This window comes from Bradyrhizobium sp. USDA 3262 (genome assembly GCF_054060035.1).
Window position 1 is genome coordinate 7,448,539 of the sequence record NZ_JBSSCT010000001.1, and the last position, 16,388, is coordinate 7,464,926.

Annotated in this window: 18 protein-coding genes and 2 pseudogenes; 13 read left to right on the top strand and 7 right to left on the bottom strand. The window is 66.2% G+C overall.

What is annotated here, in order from left to right; translation table 11 throughout:
• Nucleotides 1-85: 85 nt before the first annotated feature.
• Entirely contained in the window at nucleotides 86-520 is a 435-nt protein-coding gene (locus tag ACVWYP_RS35265) for a lipid-binding SYLF domain-containing protein (RefSeq protein WP_028343733.1), read from the bottom strand.
• Between the two features lie 206 nt (nucleotides 521-726).
• On the opposite strand from ACVWYP_RS35265, the gene ACVWYP_RS35270 reads away from it, so the two are divergent.
• From ACVWYP_RS35270 to ACVWYP_RS35280, 3 genes are read left to right on the top strand one after another with little or no spacing between them, the layout of a single operon-like run.
• On the top strand, nucleotides 727-1,164 hold the full coding sequence (locus tag ACVWYP_RS35270) for a YeeE/YedE family protein (RefSeq protein WP_304496491.1): 438 nt from the start codon (nucleotides 727-729) through the stop codon (nucleotides 1,162-1,164).
• A gap of 2 nt (nucleotides 1,165-1,166) precedes the next feature.
• The gene (locus ACVWYP_RS35275) at nucleotides 1,167-1,646 is read left to right on the top strand and encodes a DUF6691 family protein (RefSeq protein ID WP_304496492.1); all 480 of its coding nucleotides are present in this window, start codon (nucleotides 1,167-1,169) and stop codon (nucleotides 1,644-1,646) included.
• 4 nt (nucleotides 1,647-1,650) lie between these two features.
• Nucleotides 1,651-2,046, top strand: coding sequence for a RidA family protein (locus ACVWYP_RS35280; RefSeq protein ID WP_028343730.1), 396 nt, complete (start codon nucleotides 1,651-1,653; stop codon nucleotides 2,044-2,046).
• A gap of 403 nt (nucleotides 2,047-2,449) precedes the next feature.
• On the opposite strand, the gene ACVWYP_RS35285 is transcribed toward ACVWYP_RS35280, so the two are convergent.
• Nucleotides 2,450-3,211 carry an SOS response-associated peptidase gene (locus tag ACVWYP_RS35285; RefSeq protein WP_304496493.1) on the bottom strand — a complete coding sequence of 254 codons (762 nt, stop codon included), beginning with the start codon at nucleotides 3,209-3,211 and terminating at the stop codon, nucleotides 2,450-2,452.
• A gap of 62 nt (nucleotides 3,212-3,273) precedes the next feature.
• On the opposite strand from ACVWYP_RS35285, the gene ACVWYP_RS35290 reads away from it, so the two are divergent.
• The 5 genes from ACVWYP_RS35290 to ACVWYP_RS35310 all read left to right on the top strand — a co-directional run bounded on the left by ACVWYP_RS35290 (nucleotide 3,274) and on the right by ACVWYP_RS35310 (nucleotide 5,767).
• On the top strand, nucleotides 3,274-3,774 hold the full coding sequence (locus ACVWYP_RS35290; RefSeq protein ID WP_304496494.1) for a hypothetical protein: 501 nt from the start codon (nucleotides 3,274-3,276) through the stop codon (nucleotides 3,772-3,774).
• 42 nt (nucleotides 3,775-3,816) lie between these two features.
• A complete protein-coding gene (locus ACVWYP_RS35295; protein WP_028343727.1) occupies nucleotides 3,817-4,236 on the top strand; it encodes an NUDIX hydrolase in 420 nt (139 codons plus the stop codon).
• An 85-nt stretch (nucleotides 4,237-4,321) separates the two neighbouring features.
• Nucleotides 4,322-4,699 carry a TIGR02301 family protein gene (locus ACVWYP_RS35300; protein WP_028343726.1) on the top strand — a complete coding sequence of 126 codons (378 nt, stop codon included), beginning with the start codon at nucleotides 4,322-4,324 and terminating at the stop codon, nucleotides 4,697-4,699.
• On the top strand, nucleotides 4,689-5,345 hold the full coding sequence (locus ACVWYP_RS35305) for an HAD family hydrolase (protein ID WP_304496495.1): 657 nt from the start codon (nucleotides 4,689-4,691) through the stop codon (nucleotides 5,343-5,345). Before ACVWYP_RS35300 ends, ACVWYP_RS35305 begins: the two co-directional genes overlap by 11 nt.
• Nucleotides 5,346-5,500: 155 nt before the next feature.
• Nucleotides 5,501-5,767 carry a hypothetical protein gene (locus tag ACVWYP_RS35310; RefSeq protein ID WP_028332620.1) on the top strand — a complete coding sequence of 89 codons (267 nt, stop codon included), beginning with the start codon at nucleotides 5,501-5,503 and terminating at the stop codon, nucleotides 5,765-5,767.
• 83 nt (nucleotides 5,768-5,850) lie between these two features.
• Here the strand turns inward: ACVWYP_RS35310 and ACVWYP_RS35315 are convergent.
• A pseudogene (locus ACVWYP_RS35315) lies at nucleotides 5,851-7,186 on the bottom strand (dihydroorotase).
• A 127-nt stretch (nucleotides 7,187-7,313) separates the two neighbouring features.
• Here ACVWYP_RS35315 and ygfZ point away from each other — a divergent pair.
• From ygfZ to ACVWYP_RS35340, 5 genes and pseudogenes are all read left to right on the top strand, one after another.
• Nucleotides 7,314-8,195, top strand: coding sequence for a CAF17-like 4Fe-4S cluster assembly/insertion protein YgfZ (gene ygfZ, locus ACVWYP_RS35320; RefSeq protein WP_304496497.1), 882 nt, complete (start codon nucleotides 7,314-7,316; stop codon nucleotides 8,193-8,195).
• Nucleotides 8,192-8,818 carry a DNA-3-methyladenine glycosylase I gene (locus tag ACVWYP_RS35325; RefSeq protein ID WP_304496498.1) on the top strand — a complete coding sequence of 209 codons (627 nt, stop codon included), beginning with the start codon at nucleotides 8,192-8,194 and terminating at the stop codon, nucleotides 8,816-8,818. The genes ygfZ and ACVWYP_RS35325 overlap by 4 nt, the downstream gene beginning before the upstream one ends.
• Nucleotides 8,815-9,426: an HD family hydrolase gene (locus tag ACVWYP_RS35330; RefSeq protein ID WP_304496499.1), complete on the top strand. Its 612-nt coding sequence runs from the start codon at nucleotides 8,815-8,817 to the stop codon at nucleotides 9,424-9,426. The genes ACVWYP_RS35325 and ACVWYP_RS35330 overlap by 4 nt, the downstream gene beginning before the upstream one ends.
• A gap of 115 nt (nucleotides 9,427-9,541) precedes the next feature.
• Nucleotides 9,542-10,048 carry a tyrosine phosphatase family protein gene (locus tag ACVWYP_RS35335; protein ID WP_018273050.1) on the top strand — a complete coding sequence of 169 codons (507 nt, stop codon included), beginning with the start codon at nucleotides 9,542-9,544 and terminating at the stop codon, nucleotides 10,046-10,048.
• A 109-nt stretch (nucleotides 10,049-10,157) separates the two neighbouring features.
• Nucleotides 10,158-12,865 (top strand): annotated as a pseudogene (locus ACVWYP_RS35340) (DUF2339 domain-containing protein).
• 25 nt (nucleotides 12,866-12,890) lie between these two features.
• On the opposite strand, the gene ACVWYP_RS35345 reads toward ACVWYP_RS35340, so the two are convergent.
• The 4 genes from ACVWYP_RS35345 to ACVWYP_RS35360 form a co-directional block, all read right to left on the bottom strand.
• On the bottom strand, nucleotides 12,891-13,124 hold the full coding sequence (locus tag ACVWYP_RS35345) for a DUF6894 family protein (protein ID WP_016844381.1): 234 nt from the start codon (nucleotides 13,122-13,124) through the stop codon (nucleotides 12,891-12,893).
• 139 nt (nucleotides 13,125-13,263) lie between these two features.
• A complete protein-coding gene (locus ACVWYP_RS35350) occupies nucleotides 13,264-13,842 on the bottom strand; it encodes a hypothetical protein (RefSeq protein WP_028343719.1) in 579 nt (192 codons plus the stop codon).
• Nucleotides 13,843-14,029: 187 nt separating this feature from the next.
• Nucleotides 14,030-15,016, bottom strand: a complete 987-nt coding sequence (acuI, locus tag ACVWYP_RS35355) for an acrylyl-CoA reductase (NADPH) (protein ID WP_304496501.1) — start codon at nucleotides 15,014-15,016, stop codon at nucleotides 14,030-14,032.
• A 45-nt stretch (nucleotides 15,017-15,061) separates the two neighbouring features.
• The gene (locus tag ACVWYP_RS35360; protein WP_304496502.1) at nucleotides 15,062-16,306 is read right to left on the bottom strand and encodes an MFS transporter; all 1,245 of its coding nucleotides are present in this window, start codon (nucleotides 16,304-16,306) and stop codon (nucleotides 15,062-15,064) included.
• Nucleotides 16,307-16,388: the final 82 nt, after the last annotated feature.

The window sequence follows — 16,388 nt, forward strand, 5'->3', positions numbered from 1 at the left end:
AAACCCATCATCTCTCCCGGCGTACCGAAGTCGATGGGTTTCGCTTGGCTCTACCCATCCTACGAGGTAGCTACGAGACCGCCCCTTATTCCTTCAACGTGATCGCAAGCCCGCTGAGGTCGACATTGGCCATCAGGCCGACCTGCTTGCCGCTCAGTTCGAGCACCGCGCCGTTCGGGTTGGTCAAGAGGATGCCGCGCACGCCGGCGCCGAGCGCAACGCCCATGCCCGCCGCGGCATAGACGCCATTGATATCCTGGGGACGGCGGATATTGCGCACCCGCCCCTGCAACGTGGTCTGCGAGCCGCCGAACACGAGGCCATAGTCCAGCCCGCCGGCGGTGAGCCCATAGGTCTGGCCGTGGAACGTCATGACACCCTTGCCGGCGGAGCCGCCGAACACCCAGCCGCCCTTGAAGATCACGAGCGTCACCGCGCCCTCGTCAGCCAGGGCGGCGGACGTTCCGGTGAGCAGCGCCAGCGCGAGCAGCGCGGCGCGGGCGACGGATGGCAATCTCATGGGGGATTCTCCGGACGAAGTGAGAGCGAATCGCGGCAACCCACCGACCGGCGGCACCACTGAAATGCCGCGAAACATGCGGGATTGCGCTTGTTCCTGATGGTGCGGAGTCTATCATCGCCTCCGCAGCCGCGCGACCACTGGCGCATGCGCGCCCACCGCTTTGCCGGACCGCTGAGGAGTTTGCGCAACAGGGATCTGCATCGATGCACGATTTCACCCCACTTTCCGGCCTTGCCGGCGGCGCGCTGATCGGGCTCGCCGCGGCGCTCTTGATGCTGCTGACCGGGCGAATCGCCGGGGTCACCGGCATCGTCGGCGGCGCGCTGCAGGCCGATACCGCCGACCGTAGCGCCGATCGTTCCTGGCGCATCGCGTTCATCGCGGGACTGATCGCAGCGCCCCTGATTGCGGCGCTGTTCGGGGCGCCGCTGCCGCGGCCGGCGATGAATGCGAGCCTTGTGGTGGTCGCGATCGCGGGCGCGTTGGTCGGATTCGGCACAAGGATGGGCAATGGCTGCACCTCGGGCCACGGCGTCTGCGGCTTTGCGCGGCTGTCCGGCCGTTCGATTGCGGCAACGTGCATCTTCATGCTGACGGCGATCGCGACGGTCGCAATCGTCAGGCACGGGATCGGAGGCTAGCGATGGCACCTCTCGCAAGCTTTGTCTGCGGCCTGATCTTCGGCGCCGGGCTTCTGATCTCCGGCATGACCGATCCGCAGAAGGTGCTCGGCTTCCTCGATCTGTTCGGCGCGTGGGACGCGACGCTCGCCTTCGTGATGGCGGGCGCGGTTGCGGTTGCAGCAACAGGCTTTGCGATCGCGCGGCGGCGCGCCGCACCGGCGTTCTCGTCGCGCTTCCTCTGGCCCGACCGTAACGACATCGATGCGCCGCTGGTTGCGGGCGCGGTGCTGTTCGGCATCGGCTGGGGCCTCGTCGGCATCTGCCCCGGGCCGGCATTGGTCAATCTCGCCGGCCTCTCGCTGCCGATCGTGGTCTTCGTCGTCGCGATGCTCGCAGGCATGATCGGCCAGAATCTATTCGGCAAGAATCTTTGGCGCCGGCGTGCAGCGGCGCCGCGCGCCATCGAAACTTCTCCCCTTCCATCACACGCAGACGGGTGACCCAATGACTGAAAAGACAGCTATCAAGCACTTCCCTCCTCCGCCCGGCGTCCAGGCGCCGCCACTCTCGTTCGGCGCCCGCGTCGGCGATTTGTTGTTCATCTCCGGCATTCCCGGCTTCGACGCCAATCGCGAGCTGCCCGACGGCTTCGAGGCGCAGTTCGCCAATGTCGTGACCAATTTCAAGCGCGTGCTGAATGAAGCGGGCGCGACGATGCGCGATCTCGTCAAGGTCAACGTGCTGCTGACGCGCGCCAGCGACGTCGCGACGATGAACGCGCTGTATGCCGGCGCGTTCGGCCCCGCGCCCTACCCCGCGCGCACCACCTGCGTGGTGGTGGCGCTGCCCAATCCGAAGATGCTGATCGAGATCGAGGGCGTGGCACACGTGAAGGGGTGACAACTCTCTCCGTCATTCCCCGATGCGCAATTGCGCATCTGAGGGTGTGCCACTTGCGCGAGCCCGGAATCCTCAGGCCACGCAGCGTGTAGCGAAATGGATTCCGGGTTCTCGCTTCGCGAGCCCCGGAATGACGAGTGGAGAGAGCGGCGAAACGAAATGCAAAGCTCGGGCAGATCATGTTGCGAGAATGTCGAAGTTTGATCCACTGCCCGTGCAACATATTCAGTGTCGTCCCGGCGAAGGCCGGGACCCATAACCACAAATCTCAATTGGTTTGCGAAGCTGGAGCTACAGCGCGCTTCAACAATGCAGCCCTGTGGTTATGGGTCCCGGCTTTCGCCGGGACGACGACGTGGAGAGAGCTGCGCTTCAATCCCGGCCCCAGCTGCGCAGACATTCCCTAAAACAACGACCCCTGCCCGTCGTCCTCCCGCACAGTCGCCTTTCTTGGCGCGGCCTTCTTCGGCGCCGGCGCGTCCTCCGCGGCGATCTCCTCCGCCGTCATCGGCAGCAGCAATTGCGCATCATCGTTGGCGACGGCGTTGACGCGCATTGTCACCTGGTGCCAGGCGAACTCGCCGACCTCGGGGCCCTTCAGCATCGGCATCACGTCGTCGACATCGTTCGGCAGGCAGTCGAGCCAGCGCGTGAATTGCTCGGGCCTGATCGCGACCGGCACGCGGTGATGCAGCTGCGCGAGGTCGGGACTGGCCGGCGCGGTGACGATCGCGACCGTGTCCTGCTCCTCGCCGTTCGGTCCCATCCAGGTCTCGGCAAGCGCGGCGAAGGCGAGCGGGTGGCCGTCGCGGCGATGGATGAAGAACGGCCGCTTGCGGCCGCCGGCATCCTGCCATTCGTAGTAGCCGTCGGCCGGGATCAGCGCGCGGCGCCGCTTGATCGCGTTCTTGAAGGCGGGCTTCTCGCGCACCGTCTCCGAGCGCGCGTTGATCAGGAGCGAGAAGGTCCTGGGGTCCTTGACCCAGGACGGGATCAGGCCCCAGCGCATCAACTGAAAATGCCGGCCGCCATTCTGCAGCAGCACCACCGGGATCGGCTGGGTCGGCGCAACATTATACCGCGGCGGAAAATTCGGCTGCTCGATATAGCCGAACATCTCGCGCAAGGCCGCCGGCGGCGAGGTAATGACAAAGCGTCCGCACATTTGCCGTCCAGAGTGGTATCCGTTTATTCTGCCTTAACTTGGACCGTTAAAGACTGCGATCAATGACCTCAACGGCCGCCATAGCGGGCTCTCCCCCGCGACCGACGTACCCCGACGAGGCGCGGGCGGCGCTGTTGCGCGCCGCCAACATCAATCCCCGCACCGGGCTTGCCACCGACTACCTCAATCACTTCAACGAAGCCATCATGCTGCTGGAGATGGTCCCGGACCTGCCGGAATGCGCCAGCGATTTCCTCGAATGGCAGCCCTTGTCCTATGCCGAGCATTTCACCGCGTCCAATTTCAAGGCGCGCGATCTCGCGATCGAGGCCTATGAGACCGCGGATATCGCAATCCGGGTCGAATTCGACCAGCTCACCGACAGCATGACGAAGATCCTGACCGAGGTTGGGGCGGCGATGCAGCAATTGCAGCAGGACAAGAGCCGGGTCGCGCTCGCCGAGCAGGCGATCGTCTGGGTCAAGCCGCTGGTGATGCAGACCGCCGGCGTCATCAACGGCGCCGCAGAGGCCGATGTCGACAGCATCATGGCGGGCGCCTGAGATATCGGGCATGATGGCCGTCACAACCGGCTGCCAATCACCTTGACCTCTCCCGAACCTCCGATCCGCCCGCAGCTCGCCGTGTCCGGCGTGATTTTCCGTGACGGCAAGGTGCTGCTGGTGCGCCGCGCCCGTTCGCCGGGCAAGGGCTTCTATTCGCTGCCCGGCGGCCGGGTCGAGTTTGGCGAAACGCTGCACACCGCCCTGTACCGGGAGATCGACGAGGAGACCGGCCTCAAGGTCGAGATCGTCGGCCTTGCCGGCTGGCGCGAGGTGCTGCCGACCGGCCCCGGAGGCGGGCACTATCTGATCATGACCTTCGCCGCGCGCTGGGCATCCCGCGAGCCCGTGCTGAACGACGAGCACGACGATTTCAAATGGCTGGCGCCGGAGGAGATCGGCGACCTCAAGGTCACTGGCGGACTGCATGAGGTCATTGCGGCCGCCCGGCGGCTGGTTTGAGGCCCGTTTTGGCGGCTTTGGCGGGCCCTGCCGCCTTGCCTCGGGCGCATTGAGGGGGCATACCACCGCCATTCCGGAACCCCTGATGATCAGAGCCTTTCTCGCCGTTGTGATCCTGATGTCGGCATGCCTTGCGACGCCCGCCCGGGCGCAGGACGCGGCTGCGCCGTTCGACGGCGATTTGCAGCGGCTGGCCGAGATCCTCGGCGCCCTGCACTATCTGCGCGGCATCTGCGGCTCCAACGAGGGCGCCAAATGGCGCAACGAGATGCAGGCGCTGATCGATGCCGAGACCCCCTCCGGCGACCGCCGCGCCCGCATGATCGCGGGCTTCAACCGCGGCTATAACGGCTTCCAGCAGACCTACCGGACCTGCACGCCCGCAGCCACCGTGGCGATCCGCCGCTACATCGAGGAGGGCTCGAAAATCTCGCGCGACCTGACGGCCCGCTATGCCAACTGAACGGGCGATCTTCTTCGACCTCGACGGCACCCTGACCGACCCGAAGCCCGGCATCACCGGCTCCATCCAGTACGCGCTGGAAAAGCTCGGCCGGCCGGTTCCCTCGCAGGATGACCTGACCTGGTGCATCGGGCCGCCGCTCAGGGCGAGCTTTGCGATGCTGCTCGGCGGCGAGGAACTCGCCGACCGCGCGGTCGAGCTCTACCGCGAAAGATTCGGCGATGTGGGGCTATTCGAGAACGCGGTCTATCCCGATATCGCGGAAGTGCTGGCCGAGCTGCGCAGGGCGCCGGGCCGCATGTTCGTGGCAACCTCGAAGCCGCATGTGTTCGCGACGCGGATCGTCGGGCATTTCGGCCTCGGCGGCTATTTCGACCACGTGTTCGGCTCGGAGTTCGACGGAACCCGGGTCAACAAGGTCGACCTGCTCGGCTATGCGCTGGCGCAGACCGGGGCCGATCCGGCCAAATCCCTGATGATCGGCGATCGCAGCCACGACGTGATCGGGGCGAATCGAAACGGCATCCGGGCGGTCGGCGTCACCTATGGCTACGGCACGCCGGAGGAGCTGACCGAGGCCGGCGCCAGCCATCTGTGCGCCACGCCGCGCGCGGTGCTGGCCCATATCCACAGCTCATTTGGCTGATCGCGGCCCGGATATCCGGAATTCCCCTTTAAATGCCGGGGCCGCCGTTAACCTTTTCGAAAGATGTGGGCTAGGCGGTACCCGCATGCGTGATACATCTCGCACGTCGCAGTGGTTCGCTCCTCGGACCGCGCGCATCCATTTTGCAGAGTTTCATGCGCCATCCAGCGTCCTTCCCCCATCATCAAGACCCGCGGCCCGACCACGAGCAGAAACAGGCAGCGCTGGGCTACCTGAACGAGGCCTGGGCTGAAGCGCGTCACGACGGCGTCGATGGCGACTGCCTCGCGCAGGCGAGCCTGTTCGCGGCGCTCGCCGAGCTCGTCGGCACCTATGGCGAGGACGCGGTGGCGAAATTCGCCGAGGGCCTCGCCGCGCGCGTGCGCAACGGCGAGTTCTCGCTGGCATTGGCCAGGCAGTAATCCGGCAAAGCGTTTTCGAGCGAAGTGGGCACCGGTTCGCGTAAAGAAAACGCGTCAAACAAGAATCTAGCGCATTTGATGCGCTAGGCCTTCAGCGTCTCGAGGAACCGGACCGGTTCGCCGGTGGACGGTGTCGTGACTTCGCCCTGCCACATCACCCGCCTGCCGCGCACGAAGGTGCCGACCGGCCAGCCCTGCACCCGCACGCCGTCATAGGGCGTCCAGGCGGCGCGCGAGGCGATCCACTTGTTGGTGATGATCTCGCTGCGCTTCAGGTCGACGATGGTGAAGTCGGCATCGTAACCCGCCGCGATGCGCCCCTTGCAGGCGATGTTGAACAGGCGCGCAGGCCCCGCGCTGGTGAGATCGACGAACCGCTGTAGCGACAGCCGCCCGGCATTGACGTGATCGAGCATCAGCGGCACCAGCGTCTGCACGCCGGTCATGCCCGACGGCGAGGCCGGATAGGTCTTGGCCTTCTCCTCCAGCGTATGCGGCGCGTGATCCGAGCCAAGCACGTCGATGATGCCCTGCTCGATGCCGTACCAGATGCCGGCGCGATGATCGGCCGAGCGCACCGGCGGGTTCATCTGGGCCAGTGTGCCGAGCCGCTCGTAGCACTCCGGCGCGGCCATGGTGAGGTGGTGCGGCGTCGCCTCGCAGGACGCGACATCCTTGTGGTCGCGCAGGTACAGAATCTCTTCCTTGGTCGAGATGTGCAGCACGTGGATGCGCTTGCCGGTCTCGCGCGCCAGATTGACCAGGCGCTCGGTCGCCATCAGCGCGGCGGTCTCGTCGCGCCACACCGGATGCGAGCGAGCATCGCCCTCGATCCGCAGCGGCTTGCGCTCGTTGAGGCGGTATTCGTCCTCGGCGTGGAACGCGGCGCGGCGCCGGATCACCTGAAAGATCCGCCGCAGGCTTTCGTCGTCCTCGACCAGCAGCGCGCCGGTGGAGGAGCCGATGAACACCTTGACGCCGGCGCAGCCCCGGGGCGCGCTCGAGCTCCGGCAGATCCCGCACGTTCTCGCGGGTGCCGCCGATGAAGAACGCGAAATCGCAATGCATGCGATGGCGGCCGCGCTTGATCTTGTCGGTGAACGCCTCTTCCGTGACCGTCAGCGGATTGGTGTTCGGCATCTCGAACACGGCGGTGACCCCGCCCATCACCGCGCTGCGCGAGCCGGTCTCGAGGTCTTCCTTCTGGGTCAGCCCGGGCTCGCGGAAATGCACCTGGGTGTCCATCACGCCGGGCAGGATGTGCAAGCCCTTGCAGTCGATCACCTCGCCGGCCGAAGCCTGACCGAGCGAGCCGATCGCGGCGATGCGGCCGCCCGCGATACCGATATCGCGCACGCCCTCGCCGTCCTGATTGACCACGGTGCCGGATTTTAGAATGGTGTCAAATTGCTGATTCATCGGTCCTCGACGCCCGCTTTCGGCTGTCGCGCGGGCCTTGTTCGGCGCACTCTAGCGCCTTAGCTTGGCAGGGGATATCGCGGCCTGCGCGTTTCCCAAGGAACTTGGAAAAGAGCCAATTTTGCGAATGAAAGCAGCGTTTCTTCCAGATCGGGGCGTGGTCAAGGTCTCTGGCGAGGACGCCCGCAACTTCCTCAACGGCCTCATCACCGCCGACATCGCCGAGTTGCGCGCGGGACAGGCCCGGTTTGGCGCGCTGCTGACGCCGCAGGGCAAGATCATCGTCGATTTCCTGATCACCGAGATACCTGCCGGCCATGGCGGCGGCTTTTTGATCGACGCGCCGCGCGCGCTCGCCAAGGGCCTTGCCGACAAGCTCGGCTTCTACAAGCTGCGCGCCAAGGTCGTGGTCGAGAACCTTTCCGACAGCCTCGGCGTGCTTGCCGCCTGGGATGGCGAGCCGTCGGCGACACCGGATCTTGCGTTCGCCGATCCGCGCAACGCGGCGCTTGGCTGGCGCATCCTGATCCCGGAAGATTTGAAGCAGAAGCTCGCTGAGCTGATCGGAGCCGATCTCGTCGACTCCAGCGCCTACGAGGCGCATCGGATCGCCACCGGCGTGCCGCGCGGCGGGCTCGACTTCATGTATGGCGACGCCTTCCCGCACGAGACCAACATGGACCGCCTCAACGGCGTCGATTTCGACAAGGGCTGCTATGTCGGCCAGGAGGTGGTGTCGCGCATGCAGCACCGCGGCACGGCGCGCACCCGTACGGTGAAGATCGTCCTCGACGGCCCCGCCCCCGAAGCCGGCGCAACGATCCTGGCCGGCGACAAGCAGGTCGGCACCATCGGCTCAACCGCCGGCGAGAAAGGTCTCGCGCTGGTCCGCATCGACCGCGTCGCCGACGCGCTCGACGCCGGGCTAGCGCTGACCGCGGGCGGGCTGTCGCTTCACCTCGCCGAACCTGACGCCGTCCGCATCACATCCAAGCAGACCGTCGCATGAGCCGTACCGCGCAACTGCATCCCGACGGCAAGACACGATGCCCCTGGCCGGGCGAGGATGCGTTCTACGTCGCCTATCACGACAATGAATGGGGCGTGCCGGAATATGACGACCGCGCGCTCTATGAGAAGCTGATCCTCGACGGCTTCCAGGCCGGCCTCTCCTGGATCACGATCCTGCGCAAGCGCGAGAACTTCCGCAAAGCCTTCGACGATTTCCAGCCCGAGAAGATCGCGCGCTACACCGACAAGAAGGTGCACGCGCTGATGAACGATGCCGGCATCGTCCGCAACCGCGCCAAGATCGAAGGCGCGATGGCGAGTGCGAAGGGCTATCTGGAGATCATGGAGAAGGGCCCCGGCTTCTCGAAATTCCTCTGGGACTTCGTCGACGGCAAGCCGAAGGTCAATCAATTCAAGACCACCGCCAGCGTGCCGGCGTCGACGCCGGTCTCGATCAAGGTCTCCAAGGAGCTCGGCGCGCGCGGCTTCAAGTTCGTCGGCCCGACCATCGTCTACGCCTTCATGCAGGCGACCGGCATGGTCAACGACCACCTCGTCACCTGCTTCTGCCACGAAGCCTGCGGCGGCAAGCTCCGCACACCGCGACTCAAGAAGAAATGACGGCGCGCAAATCGACGGAGACAACCCGCGCCTGGCAGCGGATGTTGTCCGGGCGCCGGCTGGACCTGCTCGATCCGTCACCGCTCGATATCGAGATCGTCGACATCGCGCATGGGCTGGCGCGGGTCGCGCGCTGGAATGGCCAGACCAGCGGCGCGCACATCTTCTCGGTGGCGCAGCATACGTTGCTGGTCGAGGCGGTGATGCGCCAGCAGATGCCGCGCGTCGATATCAGCCATCGTCTCGCCGCCCTGCTGCATGACGCACCCGAATATGTCATCGGCGACATGATCTCGCCGTTCAAGGCGGTGCTGGCCGGCGAATACAAGGTGGTGGAGAAGCGGCTGTTGTCGGCGATCCATGTCCGCTTCGGCCTGCCCGCCGTGCTGGCGGACGAGATCACCCAGCAGATCAAGGCCGCCGATCGCGGCGCCGCGTATCTGGAGGCGACGCATCTGGCGGGATTTTCGCAAGCCGAGGCCAAGCGGCTGTTCGGCCGCGATCCGGAACTGCCGGAAGCGACCGAACGCGACTATCTGACGCCGTGGACCGCAGCGCGGGCCGAAAAGCAGTTCCTCGAGCGCTTCAAGGCATTGCACGCGTCGTAGGAGCGGCACACGTGCCGTCGGTTGCGCCGCAAAACGAAGAATCGGCATGGCACCCCCGCCTTTGCCCACTCGGGAGCAGCCGTTATAATCCGGTACACCCGATAGAAGGACCATCATGCTTCACGTCTGCTCGCTTGCCGCACTCTCCGACACGGTTCGCGCCACCGGCGCCAGCCATGTGCTGACCGTGATGGCCAATGTCGACCAGGTTCAGCGGCCACCCTCCGTGCTGCCGGCCAACCACCTGAAAGTGTCGATGGACGACATCATCGAACAGATGGACGGGTTCGTTGCGCCCAACGAGACGCATATCGAGAAGGTGCTGAGCTTCGTGCGCGGCTGGGATCGCCAAGCACCGATGGTGGTGCATTGCTACGCCGGCATCAGCCGCTCGACCGCGAGCGCATTTGCCACGGTCTGCGCGCTCAACCCGCACCGCGACGAAATGTCCATCGCCCGGATGATCCGCGAGGCCTCGCCGATCGCGGCCCCCAACCGGCTGATCGTCAGCCTCGCCGACAAGGCGCTGGGACGCGAGGGCCGTATGCTGCGTGCACTCGACGCGATGGGTCCCGGCAGCATGAGCGTCGAAGGCCGGCCTTTCCACATCGATCTGGACTAAGCGCGGCCGGTCACGCCCGATCGCTTGAACTTCCGGTCCTCCTCACTGCACTACTAGGTTGCGACGGGCCGCCGGCTGGCCAAGTCCGGCGCGTCCTGCCGGAGGCCCGATGTTCGATTCGCCGTTCGACTTCCTGACGCTGGTCCTCGCCATCGTCGCCATCATTTTCGCGCGCAAGGCGCTGGGCCGAATCGACCTGCTGCAGCGACGCCTGGATGCGATCGAGGCCGCGGGCGGCGGCGCCGTGCGGACGGTCGTGCCGCCGCCGCTGGCCCCGCTGCAGGAGTTCGAGCAACCGCTGCCGACGGCGCCTTCCGCCGCGCCGCCACCGCTCCCGGAGGCTGCTCCCGGCGAGCCGGCCGCGCAGAGCGAGCCAGCCGCGGACGCTGCAGGCGCCGCACCGCCGCCCCTGCCGGAGCCGCCAGCTCCGCCGCAGCCGGCGCCCGGCTTCGAGGAGACGCTCGGCACGCGCTGGGTGGTTTGGATCGGCGGCCTGACGCTCGCGCTCGGCGGCTTCTTCATGGTGCGCTATTCGATCGAGGCCGGGTTGCTCGGCCCCGGCGTTCGCACGATGCTCGGCGGATTGTTTGCGCTGGCGCTGCTCGGCGCCGGTGAATGGACCAGGCGCCAGGAAAGCATCTCCAATATCGCGGCGCTGCCGATCGCCAACATCCCGGCGATCCTCACCGCGGCCGGCACCGCGGTGGCATTCGCCACCGTCTACGCCGCCTATGCGCTGTACGACTTCCTCGCGCCGGCAACCGCCTTCATCCTGCTCGGCATGGTCGCGCTCGGCACGCTGGCGGCCGCGCTGCTGCACGGACCCGCGCTGGCCGGGCTCGGCATCGTCGGCGCCTTCGTCACGCCGCTCCTGGTGTCGTCAGACAAACCCGACTTCTGGTCGCTCTACATCTACCTCGCCATCGTCACGGCGGCGGCGTTCGGCCTCGCGCGCATCCGGCTGTGGCGCTGGCTCGCGGTCACGACGATCGCCTTCGCGCTGCTGTGGACCTTCCCATGCCTGGCGTGCGGGCCCGAGATGATCGCGCCGCACGTCTTCCATGTGATCGCAGGCTTCGTGCTGGCGGCGCTGCTCGTGGTCTGCGGCTTCATGTTCGGTCCCGACGGCGATGGCGAGGAGATCGAGCCGATCTCCTCGGGCTCGCTCGCCGCCTATCTGCTTGGCGCGATGCTGATCGTGCTCAACAGCGCCCACGCCGACACCGCGATGATCGGCTTTGCGCTGCTGACGGCCGCAAGCCTCTTTGTCGCCTGGCGCGCGCCCGCCGCCGCCGGAGCGATCGGCGCGGCATCGGTGTTCGTCTTCATCGTGTTCGGCGAATGGGCCGTGCGCCGCAACGTCGACATGCTGGTGCTGCCGGGCGGCGCGATCCCCGGCATCGGCCCGTCCGCGACCGATGGCTCGGTCTCGCTGCATCTCGTCACCGCGGCGATTTTCGCAGCCGCCTTCGGCATCGCCGGCTTCCTCGCGCAACTGCGTTTTGCCACGACGAAGATCACGGTGACCTGGGCCGCCGCGGCCGTGTTCACGCCGGTCGCGCTGCTGGTCGCGCTCTACGCACGCATCGCGCATCTCGACCGTTCGATCCCGTTCGCGATATCAGCCGTGATGCTGGCGGCGGCCTATGCAGCCGCGACCGAGGCGTTGACCCGGCGCGGCGAGCGGCCGGAGCTGTCGCCTTCGATTGCGTTGCCCGCCACCGGCGCCCTCGCCTCGCTGGCGCTGGCGCTGACCTTCGCGCTCGACAAGGGCTGGCTCACCATCGCGCTCGCGCTGGTCTCGATGGGCACGGCGTGGCTGTCGGTGCGGCGGCCGATTCCGTTCCTGCGCTGGCTTGCCGCGATCCTGGCCGGCATCGTCGTGCTGCGCATCGGCTATGAACCGCGGATCGCGGGCGACGCCGTCGGCAGCACGCCGATCTTCAACTGGCTGCTGTGGGGTTATGGCGTGCCGGCGTTGTCATTCTGGGCGGCAAGCCATTTCCTGCGCCGCAACGGCGACGACGTCCCGCTGCGCATCGTCGAATCCGCGGCGATCCTGTTCACGGTGCTGCTCGCCTTCATGGAGATCCGCCACGCGGTCAATAGCGGCGATGTCTATTACGCCAGCGCCGGGCTGACCGAGGTCGCACTGCAGGTCGGCGTGACGCTTGCGATGGCGATCGGACTGGAGCGGCTGCGCCTGCGCGCAGCGGCAGCATCGTGCACAATGTCGGCGCGATCCTGCTGACCGCGTTCGCCGGGCTTGCCAGCCTGTTCGGGCTGCTGGCGCTGGAGAACCCGATGCTGTGGTGGCAGGACGTCGGCGGCAGCTTCATCAACCTGCTGCTGCTCGGCTATGCGCTGCCGGCGGTGCTGGCGCTGCTGCTGTCCTATGCGGTGGCGGGCCATCGTCCTGCCGGCTACGCCAACACGATCGCCGCCGGCGCGCTGGTGCTTGCGCTCGCCTATGTCACGTTCGAAATCCGCAGGCTCTACCATGGACCAGTGCTGACGCGTGGCGAGACCACGGGCGCAGAGCAATACACCTATTCGATCGCCTGGCTGATGTTCGGCGTCGCGCTGCTCGGCGTCGGCATCATGGTCAACTCGCAGCGGGCGCGGCTCGCGTCTGCCGCGGTGATCGGGCTGACGATCCTGAAGGCGTTCCTGATCGACATGTCGACGCTCACTGGTGTCTACCGCGCGCTGTCGTTCATGTGCCTTGGCATCGTGCTGGTCGCGATCGGCTGGTTGTATCAGCGGATCCTGTTTCGCAGGCGGGCCGCTCCGCCGCTCGCGCAGGCCGAGAGTTAGAACCTGCCGTCTCGAAAGACAGCCTTCAGTCGACGGACTCGGCGACCAGTCGAATCCTGAACACGGGTTTTCTGCCCTCGTCGAGCAGCTCCATGTGCCATTCGCTGTTCTGCTTCAGATTGCGCGAAATGCTGCCGAGAAAATTTCCGCAGACCTTGGTCATCTCGGCCCAGGCCACGTCGCGGCTCTCAAACTCCGTCGCGTGGTCGGATGCACCAGCGTAATCGCCGTCACTGATTCGAAAAAAATACTGCGCCATATGACTACTCAAAATCAGAGTCCCCAATGTCCCGCCTCGCGGCGAACGCCAGGTATTGAGTAGCGAGCAAGGCGTGGCGACCGCCATCCGTATGACTACGGCTTGGCGGCGCTATTCCCGCTAGCGCGCAGATGAAAGGTTAGTCAGTGGAGCGGCGCAATTCCGGCGCGCTCTCGACCTTGGCGGGCTCGGCCTTGACCGGCTCGAGCTTCGCGCTTCCGACCTGCGGCGTCTCAACGCGCGACACTTCGGTCTGCGAGGCATCCGCGGATCGGGTGCGCGGATGCAGCGAGCGCGGACGCGCCGCCGCGCGCGCCATCAGCATCTGCTGGCCGCCCTGGTGATGGAAATCGCAATAGGCAAAGCCCATGCCGGAGACCGAACCGCGGAACGTGCGGTCATCCTGCTTGTCGAGATTGAAGCACGGTTCGAACGGAATGCCCTTCAGGGACGCGCAAACGCTCTGACCGCGGATCTGCAGCGTGTTGCCGGGCAGGCGCACGTGACGGATCGGCCCCGAGCCGGAGAACTGGATCGAGCCTGTCGCACCCAGATCGTCGAGGATGCGGCCGGCGCCGCGGGTGCCGTCGAAACAGGTGAACGCGAACACCTTGCCGGCGACGAACCTGCGGGCCTCATCGGCGTTCATCTGGCCCGCGAATGCCGGCACGACCATCGCTCCGGCCGTGACGGCCCCCAACACCAAACGCGCAAGCATGAGCTACTCCACTGACGAGCGCGGGCACCCGCTCCTTGTTGCGCATGATCCCCGCACCAACGCTTCTCGGCGTCTGCGCGAGGAAACCCGGCCCCCCCGGGATCATGCCGCAAGTCTCTTTACCCGCTGCTTACCATACCAACAGTGGCAACATTGGAGCAGCTTGGTTGGTAAAGTCTGAACGTCCTCAGACTATTTTTACCACGATGCGGCCGCGGACCTGGCCACCGAGGATTTTTGCGCCAAAGCCGATGACTTCGTCCAGGGCGATTTCGTGAGTGATATCAGCCAGTTTTGCCTTATCCAAGTCGCTGGCGAGGCGGCGCCAGGCGGTCCTGCGCAGTTCGATCGGACACATCACTGAATCGATACCGAGAAGGCACACACCCCGCAAAATGAAGGGCGCGACCGACGACGGCAGATCCATACCGGCCGCCAAGCCGCAGGCCGCGATGGCTCCGCCATACTTGGTCATGGACAGCAGGTTGGCGAGCGTGGTCGACCCGACGCTGTCGACGCCGCCGGCCCAGCGCTCCTTCGCCAGCGCCTTGGGCGCACCTGACAGTTCGGCGCGGTCGATCACCTCGCTGGCGCCGAGACCCTTGAGATAGTCGGTCTCCGACATCCGCCCGGTCGACGCGATGACGTGGTAGCCGAGCTTCGAGAGCACGGCGATCGCCACCGAGCCGACGCCGCCGGCGGCACCCGTGACCACCACCGGGCCGCTCTTCGGGGTCAGACCGTGCTTCTCCAGCGCCAGTACCGAGAGCATCGCGGTATAGCCGGCGGTACCAACCGCCATCGCATCGCGGGCCGAGATGCCGTCGGGCAGCCGCACCAGCCAGTCGCCCTTGACCCGGGCCTTTTCCGCATAGGCGCCGAGATGGGTCTCGCCCATGCCCCAGCCGTTGCAGACGACCTTGTCGCCCGCCTTCCAGTCCGGATGGCTGGATTGCTCGACCGTACCGGCGAAATCGATGCCGGCGATCATCGGGAACCGGCGCACCACCGGCGCCTTGCCGGTCAGTGCGAGGCCGTCCTTGTAGTTCAGCGTCGACCACTCGACGCGGACGGTGACGTCGCCGTCCATCAGCTCGGCTTCATCGAATTGGGTGAGTGCGGCGGTGGTACCCTTGTCCGCCTTGTCGATCCTGATTGCCTTGAACGTTGCCACGATGTGCACTCCCCGTAATCTTGGTTTCGGGGAGTGTTTAACCCATCAGGCAGGCTGCGCAACCGGGCGGACGACGGGCTTTTCGACGATCGGCAGGTTGATCAGTGCCGACAGCACGCCAAACAGCACCGACAGCCACCAGATCGGGGTGTAGGAGCCATACTGCTCGAACACGATGCCGCCGAGCCAGACTCCGAGGAAGCCGCCAACCTGATGGCTGACGAAGGCGAAGCCGTACAGCGTCGCAAACCAGCGCGTGCCGAACATCAGCGCCACCAGCGCCGAAGTCGGCGGCACTGTGGAGAGCCAGGTCAGGCCAGAGATCGCGCCGAACGCGATCGCCGAGAAGGTCGTGATCGGGAACGAGATGAAGGCGATGATCGACAGCGCGCGGGTGAAGTAGATCACCGACAGGATGTAGCGCTTCGGGAAGACGTTTTGCAGCCAGCCGACGCTGAGCGAGCCCACGATGTTGAACAGGCCGATCGCCGCGATCACCCAGCCGCCGGTCGATGCCGGAATGCCGCGGTCGGCGAGATAGGCCGGCAGATGCACGGTGATGAAGGCGAGCTGGAAGCCGCAGGTGAAGAAGCCGAGCACCAGCAGCACGTAGGAGCGATGGCCGAACGCCTCCGCCAGCGCGGTCTTGAACGACTGCTGATCGGCGGGCGCGACGTCATTCGCCTCCGCGGGCGGTGTCGAGAGCGCCAGCGACAACGGCAGGATCAGCAGCATCAGCGCGCCGAACACCAGCAGCGCGGTCTGCCAGCCGAAATTGTCGATCATCGCGACGCCGAACGGCGCGAACAGGAATTGGCCGAACGAGCCCGCGGCGGTGCCGGCGCCGAGCGCGATGCCGCGCTGCGCGGGCGGCAGCAGCTTGCTGAACGCCGACAGCACCAGGTTGAACGAGGAGCCCGACAGGCCGAAGCCGATCAGGACGCCGGCGCCAAGGTTGAGCGAGAGCGGCGTCGCCGAGTAACGCATCAGGAGCAGGCCCGCGGCGTAAAGCAGCGCGCCGACGACCATCACACGCAGCAGGCCGAAGCGGTCGGCAATTGCGCCGGCGATCGGCTGGCCGAGCCCCCACAGCAGGTTCTGCAGCGCCAGCGCGAGGCCGAACACGTCGCGGCCCCAGGTGAATTCATGGCTCATCGGCTGCACGAAGAAGCCGAGGCTGGAGCGCGGGCCGAAGCTCAGCAGCGCAATCGCGCAGCCGCAGACGATGATGACAAGCGGCGTGCGCCACGTGCCCGACGTCGGTCGAAGATCCCCGGTGGTAACGGCCATCTTGTCTTCCCCAGCAACTGCTGCGCGGGGAGCAGCCCCGCCGAACATTACGGGGAATTAATGCAGGTGCATGAAAACCCCA

Excerpts from the sequence above, each read along its gene's own strand:
- ACVWYP_RS35265 (WP_028343733.1), bottom strand. The coding sequence starts at position 520 with ATGAGATTGCCATCCGTCGCCCGCGCCGCGCTGCTCGCGCTGGCGCTG.
- ACVWYP_RS35270 (WP_304496491.1), top strand. The coding sequence starts at position 727 with ATGCACGATTTCACCCCACTTTCCGGCCTTGCCGGCGGCGCGCTGATC.
- ACVWYP_RS35275 (WP_304496492.1), top strand. The coding sequence starts at position 1,167 with ATGGCACCTCTCGCAAGCTTTGTCTGCGGCCTGATCTTCGGCGCCGGG.
- ACVWYP_RS35280 (WP_028343730.1), top strand. The coding sequence starts at position 1,651 with ATGACTGAAAAGACAGCTATCAAGCACTTCCCTCCTCCGCCCGGCGTC.
- ACVWYP_RS35285 (WP_304496493.1), bottom strand. The coding sequence starts at position 3,211 with ATGTGCGGACGCTTTGTCATTACCTCGCCGCCGGCGGCCTTGCGCGAG.
- ACVWYP_RS35290 (WP_304496494.1), top strand. The coding sequence starts at position 3,274 with ATGACCTCAACGGCCGCCATAGCGGGCTCTCCCCCGCGACCGACGTAC.
- ACVWYP_RS35300 (WP_028343726.1), top strand. The coding sequence starts at position 4,322 with ATGATCAGAGCCTTTCTCGCCGTTGTGATCCTGATGTCGGCATGCCTT.
- ACVWYP_RS35305 (WP_304496495.1), top strand. The coding sequence starts at position 4,689 with ATGCCAACTGAACGGGCGATCTTCTTCGACCTCGACGGCACCCTGACC.
- ACVWYP_RS35310 (WP_028332620.1), top strand. The coding sequence starts at position 5,501 with ATGCGCCATCCAGCGTCCTTCCCCCATCATCAAGACCCGCGGCCCGAC.
- ygfZ (WP_304496497.1), top strand. The coding sequence starts at position 7,314 with ATGAAAGCAGCGTTTCTTCCAGATCGGGGCGTGGTCAAGGTCTCTGGC.
- ACVWYP_RS35325 (WP_304496498.1), top strand. The coding sequence starts at position 8,192 with ATGAGCCGTACCGCGCAACTGCATCCCGACGGCAAGACACGATGCCCC.
- ACVWYP_RS35330 (WP_304496499.1), top strand. The coding sequence starts at position 8,815 with ATGACGGCGCGCAAATCGACGGAGACAACCCGCGCCTGGCAGCGGATG.
- ACVWYP_RS35335 (WP_018273050.1), top strand. The coding sequence starts at position 9,542 with ATGCTTCACGTCTGCTCGCTTGCCGCACTCTCCGACACGGTTCGCGCC.
- ACVWYP_RS35345 (WP_016844381.1), bottom strand. The coding sequence starts at position 13,124 with ATGGCGCAGTATTTTTTTCGAATCAGTGACGGCGATTACGCTGGTGCA.
- ACVWYP_RS35350 (WP_028343719.1), bottom strand. The coding sequence starts at position 13,842 with ATGCTTGCGCGTTTGGTGTTGGGGGCCGTCACGGCCGGAGCGATGGTC.
- ACVWYP_RS35360 (WP_304496502.1), bottom strand. The coding sequence starts at position 16,306 with ATGGCCGTTACCACCGGGGATCTTCGACCGACGTCGGGCACGTGGCGC.